We start from the raw sequence: 12,292 nt of genomic DNA, 5'->3' as shown, positions 1-12,292 counted from the left end.
CAGGGCTGGCGCTCAGACGTAGCGATTAACCAGATTTTCCAGAATTTCCTGCCGCCCCGAAACCGGCTGCGGGTCGAGCCCGGCGGCCTCTGCCGCATCGGCAATCGAAGCGAGGGTCGCGGACTTGCCCAGCATCGCCTGGGCATCCGCGCTCTGCCAGCCTTTGTACCTTGCCGCACGGGCGGCCTCGAGCCGGCCCTCTTCCAGCATCTTCGCCGCCGCCTTGAGGCCCCGCGCGCAGACATCCATCGCGCCGACATGGGCGGCAACGAGGTCTTCCGCATCCAGCGACTGGCGGCGGATTTTCGCGTCGAAATTGGTGCCACCCGTGGTGAAGCCGCCGTCTTTCAGCACCTCATAATAGGCCAGCGCGATTTCAGGCACATTGTTCGGGAACTGATCGGTATCCCAGCCCGACTGGTAATCATTGCGGTTCATGTCGATGGAGCCGAGCAGCCCCAGCGTCCGCGCCATCGCCAGCTCATGTTCGAAACTGTGACCCGCAAGGATCGCGTGACCCTGTTCGATATTGAGTTTCACCTCATTTTCAAGCCCATAGCGCTTGAGGAAGCCGTAGCAGGTGGCGACGTCATAGTCGTATTGATGCTTGGTCGGCTCCTTCGGTTTCGGCTCCAGCAGGATGGTGCCTTTGAAGCCGATCTTGTGCTTATGCTCGACCACCAGGTTCAGGAAGCGACCCATATGGTCAAGCTCCTGGCCGAGATCGGTGTTCAGAAGCGTTTCATAGCCCTCGCGACCGCCCCAGAGGACGTAGTTTTCACCGCCGAGGCGATGCGTCACCTCCATCACGCCGCGCACGATGGACGCGGAATAGGCGAAGACATCCGGGTCGGGGTTCGAGGCCGCGCCCGACATATAGCGGCGATTGGTAAAGAGGTTGGCGGTGCCCCAGAGGAGTTTGGGCCCGCCTGCCTCCATCTTCGCCTGGAAATAATCGGCGATTTCTTCAAGCCGGGCGCGGCTTTCGCGCAAGGTTGCGCCTTCGGGGCGGACATCATGGTCGTGGAAACAGTAATATGGCACGCCGAGGATGCGGAAGAGGTCGAACGCCTCATCTGCCCTCTGCTTTGCCAGCGCCATCGTATCGGCGGGGAACCAGGGGCGGTCAAAGGTGCGGCCGCCAAAGGGGTCGCCGCCTTCCCAGGCAAAGGAATGCCAGTAGGCGACGGCGAAGCGAAGGTGATCCTCCATCCGCTTGCCCAGCACGATTTCATCGGGGTTGTAGTGATGATAGGCGAGAGCCCCGGCCTCATGGGCAGTTTCGGGGGCAAATTTCACCGGGGCGATGGAGTCGAAATAACCGCTCAACGGGGGTCTCCTGTGGACATAAGGGCAGGCTGAAGGTCAGCCGGGGGCGCGGGCAATGCCGCAGGCAGGTTGTCTTTCAGAAAGATGGTCGGCGTGATGTCGCGCGTCGGGTCGGGAAGCTCGCGCCCGTCCGAGAGCGCCTTCATCACATCGACCGACAGCGCGACCTCCTGGGCCGGTTTCTGGTCGATCACCGCATCGACAAGGCCAGCTTCAAGTCCGCCGCGCGTGGTGGGCGTCAGATCATGCATGATGGTGAAGGGGCGTTCATCGGGCCTTTGCGCGAGGATCTCGATCAGCCCGCGATTGCCGGCGCCGATGGAATAAATGCCGGTGATGCCGGGTTCCTGTTCCAGCGCCTCCGTCACGCGCAGCCGCATCAGGTCGGGGCGGTCATCCACCACGACAGGGGCCATAAGCTGCGGCCCGCCTTCAAGCACAAGGCGCGCGCCTTCCAGCCGGTCACGGTGGTCGCGTGCGCTGAGCGCACCGATCACCGGCAGGATCAGCCCGGGCGAAGAGACTGGTCGCGCAATATGGGCCATCCGGATCAGGCGCCCGGCGGTGCGCCCGGCCATCTGATTGTCGATGCCGACATAGGCCGCGCGCAGATCAGGCGCGGCGTCGCCCACCAGCGTCACCACCGGAATGCGCGCTTCGCACAGCGCGCCGATGGCCTCGGCTATTCTCGGCGTCTCGGTTGCCACCACCGCCACGGCATCGCAATCGCGCGGCAGCTGTTCCAGAGCGCGTGCCAGCGCGTCGGAATCAAGCGTTGGCACCTCGGTCAGGGTGAAACGGACGCGGTCGGTGCGGCGGGCAGAGGCCTCGGCGTCAACCGCCTGGCGCAGGGCGCGAAAGAAGCTGTGATCGCCGCCCGGCAGCAGGAAACGGAAATGATAGATGCGCCCGCGCGACAGATTCGCGGCATGGAGATCGCGCTCATACCCGAGCGTTTCGATGGCGTGCAGGACCCGGCGCGTGGATTTCTCGGCGACATTGCCGCGCTCATTGAGAACCCGGTCCGCAGTCGCGTAGCTCACGCCCGCAGCCCGCGCCACATCCTGCAGCGTCGGCTTGCGCATTTGATTCTCCTCCCGCCCGCAGAAGAGATGAGGAAATGACATACGTCAATCATTTTCTGATATACGTCTGTCATTATGACCTGGTCCCGGGATCCGTTACCCCGCTGACAGAATTTTGTGACATGTCCGAAATGAAAGGGTCGCTGTCTGAAACAAGAGGGGTGGGGCCGGTAAAAATCCTGACACTGAGCTGAAGTTTCGGCGCGGGGATATGATGCGGTATTCAGGCTTCAAAGTGATCAAAGAGGCCCTGACGGGCCATAAAGGCTGGACGCCCGCATGGCGCGACCCGGAGCCGAAGAAACACTATGATATCATTATCATAGGTGGCGGTGGCCACGGTCTTGCGACCGCCTATTACCTGGCGAAGATCTTCGGCAAGGCGAATGTCGCCGTGCTGGAAAAGGGCTGGATCGGCGGCGGCAATGTGGGCCGCAACACGACGATCATCCGGTCGAACTATCTGCTTGATGGCAATGAGCCGTTCTATGAGTTTTCCATGAAGCTGTGGGAAAATCTCGAGCAGGATTTCAACTATAACGCCATGGTCAGCCAGCGCGGCGTGCTGAACCTCTGCCATACCGATGCACAGCGCGATGCCTTCCGCCGTCGCGGCAACGGGATGCGGCTGAACGGGGTCGATGCCGAGCTGCTGGACCAGGAAGGCGTGCGCAAACTGGCGCCCTTCCTGAACTTCGACAATGCGCGTTTCCCGATCAAAGGCGGCCTGTTGCAACCGCGTGGTGGCACCGTGCGCCATGATGCGGTCGCCTGGGGCTATGCGCGCGGCGCCGATCAGCGCGGCGTCGACATTATCCAGAATTGCGAAGTCACCGGGTTTAAGATCGAGAACGGCAAGGTGCTGGGGGTCGAGACCACGCGCGGGTTCATCGGCGCAAACAAGATCGGCTGCGCGGTCGCCGGGTCGTCGGGCAAAGTCATGGCGCAGGCCGGCATCCACCGCCTGCCGATCGAAAGCCATGTGCTGCAGGCCTTCGTCTCGGAAGGGCTGAAGCCGGTGCTGCCGGGCGTGATCACCTATGGCGCGGGCCATTTCTATGTCAGCCAGTCCGACAAGGGCGGTCTGGTATTTGGCGGCGATATCGACGGCTATAATACCTATGCCCAGCGTGGCAATCTTCCGGTCGTGGAAGACGTCTGCGAGGGCGGCATGTCGATCATGCCGATGATCGGGCGCGCGCGCCTTCTGCGGATCTGGGGCGGTATCATGGATATGTCGATGGATGGCTCGCCCATCATCGACAAGACCGATATCGACGGGCTCTATTTCAATGGCGGCTGGTGCTATGGCGGGTTCAAGGCAACGCCCGCAAGCGGCTGGTGCTTTGCGCATCTGCTCGCCAATGACCAACCGCATTCCGTGGCGACCGCCTATCGGTTCGACCGGTTCCGCAAGGGGCTGATGATCGACGAAAAGGGCATGGGCGCCCAACCGAACCTGCATTGAGGACCTGAGCGATGATTATCAATCACCCCCTGCTGGGGCCGCGAGATTCGCAGGAATTCGTCTATCTTGGCGATGCGAACCTGATCGACCGGCCAGACTGGGCCGCCGAGGGCGCCGTCGATACGTTCCACGACTATCTCTACCAGCGCACGAACCCTGCGGGGCTTCACCAGGAGCTGTGGTTCCACGAACAGGGCGACCGGTCCTGGCTTGTGGTGACCCGCAACACGCTGACCCATGAAATCACCAAAGTCGAGCTGGCCCGCGATGTGGCCCGCGCCCGGGGAAGGTCGAAATGAGCCAGAAGAACCGTCTGTCCGGTGGTCAGCTGAACCGCTCAAAACCGCTGAACTTCACCTTCGATGGGGCGACCTATCAAGGCTATGAGGGCGATACGCTCGCCTCGGCTCTGCTCGCGAATGGCGTGCGGCTGATGGGCCGGTCGTTCAAATATCACCGCCCGCGCGGCCCGATCTCGTCGGGTTCCGAAGAGCCGAACGCGATTGTCGAACTGCGCCAGGGCGCGCGCCAGGAGCCGAACACCCGCGCGACCATTGCGGAACTGTTCGAAGGCCTGAGCGCGAAAAGCCAGAACCATGTCGGTTCGCTGAAATTCGACTTTCTCGCGATCAATGACCGGCTGTCGTCCTTCTTCGCGGCGGGGTTCTATTACAAGACCTTCATGTGGCCGAAGGCGTTTTGGGAAAAACTGTACGAGCCGATGATCCGCCGCGCGGCGGGACTTGGCAGCCTCTCGATGCAGGACGACCCGGATGCCTATGACAAGGGCTTCCTGCATTGCGATCTGCTGGTGATCGGGGCCGGGCCCTCGGGTCTGGCGGCGGCGCTGACGGCGGCACGGTCCGGTGCGCGGGTGATCCTTGCGGATGAGGATTTCACCCCGGGCGGGCGGCTGAACTCTGAGACCTTTACGCTTGGCGATGCCTCGGGCGCGGACTGGGCGAAATCTGCAATTGCCGAGCTTTCGAGCCTGCCGAATGTTCGCATCCTGACGCGGACGGTTGTGATCGGCTCTTTTGATCACGGCATTTATGGTGCGCTGGAGCGGGTGTCGGACCACATCGCGACCCCGGCGTCAGGCAAGCCGCGCCAGATCCTGTGGCGGATCTATTCGCAGCGCGCCGTGCTGGCGGCCGGCGCGACCGAGCGCCCGATTGCGTTCAAAAACAACGACCGTCCCGGCGTGATGCTGGCCGGTGCGATGCGCGCCTATGCCAATCGCTGGGCGGCGACGCCGGGCCAGACGGTCGCGGTCTTCACCAATAATGATGACGGGCTGCGCACGGCATCCGACCTGCTCGCAAAGGGCGTCAAGATCAGTGCGGTGATCGACAGCCGCGCCGATGGCCCTGCCTTCCAGGGGGCCGAGCATCTGCGCGGCGCCGTGGTGACCGATGCGCATGGCCGCCTTGGCCTGTCCTCGATCAGCGTGAAACTTGCCTCGGGCGAGACCCGCCAGATCACAGCCGAGGCGCTTGGCGTCTCGGGCGGCTGGAACCCGAATGTCCATCTGACCTGCCATCAGCGCGGCCTCCCGGTCTGGAATGCAGACCTTGCCGCCTTTGTTCCCGGCACGCTTCCGGTGGGTATGGTTGTTGCAGGCGCGGCGAATGGCCGGCTTTCGACCGCCGGCGCGCTGGCCTCTGGTGCAGAGGCTGCTGCCGAGGCGCTGGAAGGCCTTGGTCTGACGGTGAAATCCGCCGATCTGCCCCAGGCCGAGGATGCGCCGGTGCGCGTTACGCCGCTGTGGTATGTGCCGCATAAGGGCCGCGCCTGGCTCGACCAGCAGAACGATGTCACCGTTAAGGACGTCAAGCTGGCGCATCAGGAAGGCTTCCGCTCGGTCGAGCATCTGAAGCGCTACACCACGATGGGCATGGCGACGGATCAGGGCAAGACCTCGAATATCTCGGGCCTTGCCGTGATGGCCGAGATGACCGGCAAGTCGATCCCGGAAACCGGTACCACCATCTACCGCCCGCCCTATACGCCGGTGCCGATTGCGGCCTTTGCGGGCCGGTCTGCCGGCGCGGATTTCCGCCCGAAACGCCTGACGCCCTCGCATAAATGGGCAGCGGAACAGGGCGCGGTCTTTGTTGAGGTCGGCATGTGGCTGCGCGCCCAGTGGTTCCCGAAAGCGGGCGAGACCACCTGGCGGCAATCGGTCGACCGCGAAGTGCTGGCGACCCGTGGCTCGGTCGGCATCTGCGACGTGACCACGCTGGGCAAGATCGACGTTCAGGGGCCGGATGCGGCAGAGTTCCTCAACCGCATCTATTGCAACCCCTTTGCCAAACTCGGTATCGGCAAGGTCCGCTATGGCCTGATGCTGCGCGAAGACGGTATCGCAATGGATGACGGTACCACGGCCCGTCTGGCCGAGGATCACTTCGTCACCACCACCACCACGGCGAATGCGGTCGGCGTCTACCGCCATATGGAATTCGCCCGGCAATGTCTCTGGCCCGATCTTGATGTGCAGATCATCTCGACCACCGAGGCCTGGGCGCAGTTTTCGGTCGCCGGACCCAATGCCCGCAAGCTCCTGCAAAAGATCGTCGATCCGGAATTCGACATCTCGAACGAGGCCTTCCCCTATATGGGCTGCGGCGAGATCACGGTTTGTGGCGGCCTCAGGGCGCGGCTGTTCCGGATCTCCTTCTCGGGAGAGCTGGCCTATGAAATCGCAGTGCCGACCCGTTATGGCGACGGCCTTGTCCGCGCCATGATGGAGGCCGGGCGCGAGTTCAATGCCCTTGTCTATGGCACCGAAGCGCTCGGCGTCATGCGGATCGAGAAAGGCCATGCGGCGGGGAATGAGCTGAACGGCACCACTTCGGCGCTGAACCTCGGTATGGCCGGCATGGTCAACAAGAAGAAGGACTCGATCGGCTCGACCCTGTCGGAACGAGAGGGGATGAACCGCGAGGGCGCCTATAATCTCGTGGGCTTCCAGCCGGTTGATGCGACGAAACCCCTGCTTGGCGGGATGCATTTCATCAACCAGGGCGCGCCGGCCGATGCGAAGAATGACCAGGGCTATATGACCTCGGTCGCGTTTTCACCCTCGCTCGGCCATTCGATCGGCCTTGGCTATCTGAAAGACGGTGCCGCCCGCAAAGGCGAGACGCTGCGCGCCGTGAACCCGCTGGCGGGAGAGGAGACGCTGGTCAAAGTCGTCTCCGCCCATTTTGTCGACCCGGAAGGAGAACGTCTCCGTGGCTGATCCCGTTCTGAAAATGAGCCCGCTCAAACCGATCACCCAGCTGGGGGGCGACCTGCCCCGCAAGGACAGCTTCCCCGGCCTGACCATCACTGAGCGGACCGACACCGCCCTGGCCTCGCTGTCCGCGCGGCAGGGGAAACCGGCAGAGTTCCATGCGGCGGCCAGGGCATTCTTTGGCTTCGATCTGCCCGCTCCGGCGCGCAGTGCAACGGGCGGCGCCTATACCGCGATCTGGACCGGGCCGGAGCAATGGTTCATCGAGGCGCCTTTCGCCACGCATGAAGACATCGCGCCGATCCTGAAACGCGGCTTCGGCGATAGCGCATCGATCACCGAACAGACCGATGGCTGGGGTGGATTCGATCTGGAAGGCGAGGGTGCCCTTTCCGTTTTCGAACTTCTCTCGAACCTCGATCTGGGGAAACTGCCCTCAGGTGGCGCCAGCCGTACAGTTATCGAACATCTGGGCTGTATCCTGGTCTGTCGTGCAGCGGGGAAGAGCTACACCGTCTATGGCGGGCGTTCCTCGGCGGCCTCGCTGCATCATGCGCTGATGACTGCAGCGAAATCGGCGCTCTGATCCGCGGCGCCGCACGAGGTTGGAACTGCGGAGAGGGGGCTCTGCCCCCTCGCCCCCGGGATATTTAGAGACAGAAAATAGCAAGATTTCTTCTGTATTATTTTCTGTCTCTTAAATATCCCCGCCGGAGGCTTCCGCATCCGGACAGAAGCGGGCGGCCCGCATCGTGCGGGGTCAGACCGCCGGGAGCGGCGCGTTTTCCTTCACCCGGAACTGATTGGCCTGTTTGCGGTCCTCTTGCGGGGTCACCCCGAAGGCCTGGGCATAATGGCGCACGAGGGGGGTGGTGCTGGCATAGCCCACCGCCAGCGCAATTTCCGTGATCGTGTCGTTGGAATAAAGCGCCATTTGCCGCGCTTTTTTCAGCCGGAGCAGCCGGTAATATTTCAGCGGGCTCTGGCCGGTTGACCGTTTGAACGAGCGGTCGAGCTGGCGTGAGGAGAGGTCCACCGCCTCGGCGACCTCGGCGATCTGGATCGGGTCTTCGATATGTTCGGCGAAAAGCCGGATCGCGCGGGCCACGGGAGGGGGCAGCATATCCTCGGTGCGGTCCGAGCGGAGCGTCGGGGTCTTTTGTTCGACCTCCTCGCCGCGCATGAAAGGGTGCTGGAACCAGCAGGCCACTTCCGTCATCGCCTCGGGGCCGAGCTGTTCCTCGATCAGCCGCAGCATCAGATCAAACACAGCGGTGGCCCCGGCGGCGGTCAGGCGGCCGCGGTCGATGGTGATCACCTTTTCCGACGCGATCACGCCGGGGAATTCGGTTTTGAACGCGGCCTCATAACACCAGTGGACCGAGGTTTTATGTCCGTCGAGCAGGCCGGAGCGGGCCAGCGGGAAGATGCCGCCCGAGAAGGCGCCGATCCCGGTGCCATGGCGCGCGAGCCGGCGCAGCACCGCATTTGAGCCGCGGGCATTGCTGAACTTCCCCGCCGGGCCCGACAGGATATAAAGCTGGTCGCAATCCGCGAGATCGGCCAGCGCCAGATCGGGATCGAAACCGACCTCGGCAGACGAGACCACGCGGCTTGCGGTCTCGCCGACCACACTCCAGCGAAAAGCGCGTTTGCCGGTGATCTCATTGGCCGCGCGCAGGGGCTCGATGGCCGAGGTCAGGCAGGCCATCGGAAAGCCCGGAAAGATCAGAAAGCCCAGATGCAGGCCGCTTTCATCCTGGTTCATGTTTCTTATTCTCTCAGGAAACATTTATCGCTAGCATAGTCATATTTTACGGCCATGATACAAGCTCCGTCAGTGGACCGGCAGGTCCGGGCCGACAAGGCCTGACGGCAAACTGTGGGAAACAGAGGGATTTGATGAGCAGCCGACCGAAGAAAGCAGAGCCCGCCAAGCCACTTCGCTCCCTCTCCCAGGATCCGCACCGGGTTTCCGAGCCGCGCGAGAAAGTGCTCGAGGTGGCCATTGGCCGCGCCGTGCGCAGCTTTCGCCGCCAGAAGGGGATGACGGTCGCTGATCTCTCAAAGCAGACGGGGCTCTCGATCGGCATGGTCTCGAAGATCGAAAATGGCATCACCTCGCCCTCGCTTACCACGCTGCAGGTGCTGGCCCATGCGCTTTCCGTGCCGCTGACCTCGTTCTTTCGCCGCTATGAGGAAAACCGTCAGGTCATGCATGTGAAATCGGGCGAGGCGGTGATTACTGAGCGCGCCGGCACGCGGGCGGGCCATCAATACAGCCTTCTTGGCCATATCGGCGAGAATGCCAGCGGTGTGATCGTCGAACCCTATCTGATCACGCTCAACGAGCAATCCGATATCTTCCCGACCTTCCAGCATGACGGGATCGAGCTTCTCTATATGCTGGAAGGCGAGGTGGTCTACCGCCATGGCGAGCAGACCTTCCTGATGCAGCCCGGCGACAGCCTGTTCTTTGACGCCGATGCACCACATGGGCCGGAAAAGCTGAACACGCTGCCGGCACGCTATCTTTCGGTGATCTCCTATCCGCAGGCGAACTGAGGCTGACAGATGCGGGAGCGGAGCGCAGAGGTGAAATCTATGGATATTGGCGCAATGGCCGGGGCGATCCTGGCCTGTGACCGGCGGGCGCTGGCGCGGGGGATCACCCTGATCGAAAGCGCGCGGCCTGACCATCGGGAACAGGCGGTGGAGCTGATCTCCGCGCTGCGCGCCTCGGGGCGTCAGGCGCTGCGGCTGGGGCTTTCGGGCACGCCGGGGGTGGGGAAATCCACCTTTATCGAGGCTTTCGGCATGAAGCTCGCCGAGACCGGCAAAAAGATCGCGGTTCTCGCGGTGGATCCGTCTTCGGCGCGGTCGGGGGGCTCGATTCTGGGCGACAAGACCCGGATGGAGCAGCTTTCCCGCCACCCGAATGCCTATATCCGCCCTTCGCCCAGCCAGGCCCATATGGGCGGTGTGGCGCGGCGCACCCGTGAGGCGGTGGCTTTGTGCGAGGCGGCCGGCTTTGATCTCGTGCTGATCGAGACGGTGGGCGTCGGCCAGTCCGAGACCATGGTGGCCGAGATCTGTGATGTGTTTTTGCTTCTCATGGCACCGGCAGGCGGCGATGAGCTGCAAGGGGTCAAGCGCGGCATCATGGAAATGGCCGATATGATTCTGGTCAATAAGGCGGATGGCGACCTGCTGGCGACCGCGACCCGTACCGTGGCCGATTATGCCGGCGCGCTGCGGCTGTTGCGCAAGCGCGCGCAGGACCCCGAAGGCTTCCCCAAAGCGATGCCGGTTTCCGCCTATAGCGGCGCAGGGCTCGACAAGGCCTGGGACGAGATGACCCGGCTTGCCACCTGGCGCAAGGACCAGGGCCATTGGGCGCGCAGGCGGTCGGAACAGGCGGCGCATTGGTTCGGGGAGGAAGTGCGCCACGGGCTTTTGGCGGTGCTGGAGCGGGAACCGGCAAAGGGTATCCTCGCCCGGCTCGGGGCTCAGGTCGCGGCCGGAGAAGCCACGCCCGAGGCCGCCGCGCGGCAGATGATGGCAGCGCTTGGGCGCCCGGTATGAAAGCTGCCTGACAGCTGCGTTTCCCGGCGGCTTCCCGCGGTGAATCGCTTGACGCCGGAGCGGATTCCCCGTATTTGCCCCAGGATCGAATTCGGACAGCGGGGGGATTCCCTTGGGTTTGTCCTTTGAACACAGCGCAAGCTGACCCAATACAGCGAAAGCTGACCAGACCTGAAGGATACCGCAATGTCGCGCGTTTGCGAACTGACGGGCAAAGGCCCGATGACCGGCAACACGGTCAGCCATGCGAATAACAAGAACCGTCGTCGTTTCCTGCCGAACCTGAATGAGGTTTCGCTGGCATCCGACGTGCTCGGCAAAACCTATACCCTGCGCATCTCGGCAGCCGCACTGCGGACCGTGGATCACCGCGGCGGTCTGGACGCGTTCCTCGCGCGCGCCAAGGATGCAGAGCTCTCCTCGGATGCGCTGAAGATCAAGCGCGATATCGAGAAAGCACAAGCCGCCGCCTGAGGCGTGCCGGGCTTCACGCAGCAGTGGGGCCCCTGGTGAGATTTAAACCCCGTCCGGGTAACGCCCGGGCGGGGTTTTCTGTTGTCGGATCCGGGCGATGCGCTGGCTGAAACGGGGTGGACGGCGGCAGCATGACAGCCGAAGACTGCGTGCAGAGCCACCGCCTGGAGCCAGCATGTCCGACCATAAGCCGCCTTCGACCCTGACCCGTGCCCGCCGTCAGCATGGGATGGCCAGCTATGACCCGGAGGTGATCCGTGATGTGCTGGACCGCATTCCGCTGGCCCATATCGGCCATCTGATCGACGGGCAGCCGGTGGTGACCGCGACGCTGCAATGGCGGATCGGCGACCGGATTTACTGGCATGGATCTTCGGCCAGCCGGATGATCAAGGCGGCGTCTGGCGCGAAGGTCTGTGTCACGGTGACGGCGGTGGATGGAATGGTACTGGCGCGCTCAGGGCTGGAACATTCAACGCAATATCGTTCGGTGATGGTCTTTGGCGAGGCGGTCCTGCTGCACGACCCGGGCGAGAAAGAGGCCGCGCTGAAGGCGATGATGGAGCGGCTATTCCCCGGCCGCTGGGACACTTTGCGCCCGATGACGGTGCAGGAGCTGAAGGCGACGGCGGTCTTGTCACTGCCGATCTCGGAGGCCTCGGCCAAGATCAGCGCCGGCGATCCGACCGACCCGCCGGAAGATGCCGGCTGGCCGGTCTGGGCCGGCGTTCTGCCGATGCAGATGGTGATGGGGGCGCCGCGCCCGGCCCCTGACCTGGCGCCCGGGCTTGCCGCTGATCCGCCCTCTTATCTGCGCGATTTCACCTTCGGTTGAACAGGAAGGCTGTCGCCCCTTCTTGACCTTTCCGCTCCCGAGGCCCCCTATCGCGTTCAGGGGGGGCGGTCCTGGATCCGGCCCCGGCCAGCAGATCGGGGCGGAAACCGGGCCTTGGGGGAAATCCCGGCCAGGGGCACAGACCGCCCGAAGCAAGGGAGGAATGTGTCATGTCAGGTCCGGTTACGAGCCGCGCGCCATCATTGGAGTTTTCGGCGGGCGCGCATGTTGATGCTGCGGGCTATGCGCGTCTTTATGGCGAATCGATTGGGTCT

The 12,292-nt window shown here is 63.4% G+C and carries 11 protein-coding genes; 8 read left to right on the top strand and 3 right to left on the bottom strand.

The genetic code is table 11. From position 1 onward, the window contains the following. Nucleotides 1-12 precede the first annotated feature (12 nt). Nucleotides 13-1,329: a xylose isomerase gene (gene xylA, locus JC607_RS16385; RefSeq protein WP_198837972.1), complete on the bottom strand. Its 1,317-nt coding sequence runs from the start codon at nucleotides 1,327-1,329 to the stop codon at nucleotides 13-15. After that, nucleotides 1,326-2,414: a LacI family DNA-binding transcriptional regulator gene (locus JC607_RS16380; protein WP_198837971.1), complete on the bottom strand. Its 1,089-nt coding sequence runs from the start codon at nucleotides 2,412-2,414 to the stop codon at nucleotides 1,326-1,328. Before JC607_RS16380 ends, xylA begins: the two co-directional genes overlap by 4 nt. A gap of 214 nt (nucleotides 2,415-2,628) precedes the next feature. Between JC607_RS16380 and JC607_RS16375 the strand changes: the two genes are divergently transcribed. The 4 genes from JC607_RS16375 to JC607_RS16360 are packed head-to-tail and all read left to right on the top strand — an operon-like array spanning nucleotide 2,629 to nucleotide 7,709. Next, nucleotides 2,629-3,882 (top strand): sarcosine oxidase subunit beta family protein, encoded by a 1,254-nt coding sequence (locus tag JC607_RS16375; protein WP_198838021.1) that lies wholly within the window; start codon nucleotides 2,629-2,631, stop codon nucleotides 3,880-3,882. Between the two features lie 11 nt (nucleotides 3,883-3,893). Then, on the top strand, nucleotides 3,894-4,181 hold the full coding sequence (locus tag JC607_RS16370; protein ID WP_198837970.1) for a sarcosine oxidase subunit delta: 288 nt from the start codon (nucleotides 3,894-3,896) through the stop codon (nucleotides 4,179-4,181). Further along, nucleotides 4,178-7,129 carry a sarcosine oxidase subunit alpha family protein gene (locus JC607_RS16365; protein ID WP_198837969.1) on the top strand — a complete coding sequence of 984 codons (2,952 nt, stop codon included), beginning with the start codon at nucleotides 4,178-4,180 and terminating at the stop codon, nucleotides 7,127-7,129. Before JC607_RS16370 ends, JC607_RS16365 begins: the two co-directional genes overlap by 4 nt. Beyond that, the gene (locus tag JC607_RS16360; RefSeq protein ID WP_198837968.1) at nucleotides 7,122-7,709 is read left to right on the top strand and encodes a sarcosine oxidase subunit gamma; all 588 of its coding nucleotides are present in this window, start codon (nucleotides 7,122-7,124) and stop codon (nucleotides 7,707-7,709) included. The genes JC607_RS16365 and JC607_RS16360 overlap by 8 nt, the downstream gene beginning before the upstream one ends. 174 nt (nucleotides 7,710-7,883) lie before the next feature. Here JC607_RS16360 and JC607_RS16355 read toward each other — a convergent pair whose 3' ends face one another. Further along, nucleotides 7,884-8,891, bottom strand: a complete 1,008-nt coding sequence (locus tag JC607_RS16355; protein ID WP_198837967.1) for a GlxA family transcriptional regulator — start codon at nucleotides 8,889-8,891, stop codon at nucleotides 7,884-7,886. Nucleotides 8,892-9,025: 134 nt separating this feature from the next. Between JC607_RS16355 and JC607_RS16350 the strand changes: the two genes are divergently transcribed. The 4 genes from JC607_RS16350 to JC607_RS16335 all read left to right on the top strand — a co-directional run bounded on the left by JC607_RS16350 (nucleotide 9,026) and on the right by JC607_RS16335 (nucleotide 12,017). Further along, on the top strand, nucleotides 9,026-9,688 hold the full coding sequence (locus JC607_RS16350) for an XRE family transcriptional regulator (RefSeq protein WP_092895648.1): 663 nt from the start codon (nucleotides 9,026-9,028) through the stop codon (nucleotides 9,686-9,688). Between the two features lie 39 nt (nucleotides 9,689-9,727). Then, a complete protein-coding gene (gene meaB / locus JC607_RS16345; protein ID WP_198838020.1) occupies nucleotides 9,728-10,708 on the top strand; it encodes a methylmalonyl Co-A mutase-associated GTPase MeaB in 981 nt (326 codons plus the stop codon). Nucleotides 10,709-10,894: 186 nt separating this feature from the next. After that, nucleotides 10,895-11,182: a 50S ribosomal protein L28 gene (gene rpmB, locus JC607_RS16340; protein WP_092895652.1), complete on the top strand. Its 288-nt coding sequence runs from the start codon at nucleotides 10,895-10,897 to the stop codon at nucleotides 11,180-11,182. 175 nt (nucleotides 11,183-11,357) lie between these two features. Beyond that, nucleotides 11,358-12,017, top strand: coding sequence for a pyridoxamine 5'-phosphate oxidase family protein (locus JC607_RS16335; protein WP_198837966.1), 660 nt, complete (start codon nucleotides 11,358-11,360; stop codon nucleotides 12,015-12,017). The last annotated feature ends 275 nt before the right edge of the window (nucleotides 12,018-12,292 follow it).

The sequence above is a fragment of the Paracoccus sp. IB05 genome (assembly GCF_016405985.1).
In the GTDB taxonomy this organism is placed as follows: Bacteria; Pseudomonadota; Alphaproteobacteria; order Rhodobacterales; family Rhodobacteraceae; genus Pseudogemmobacter.
This window is presented reverse-complemented; position numbering and strand designations above follow the sequence as displayed.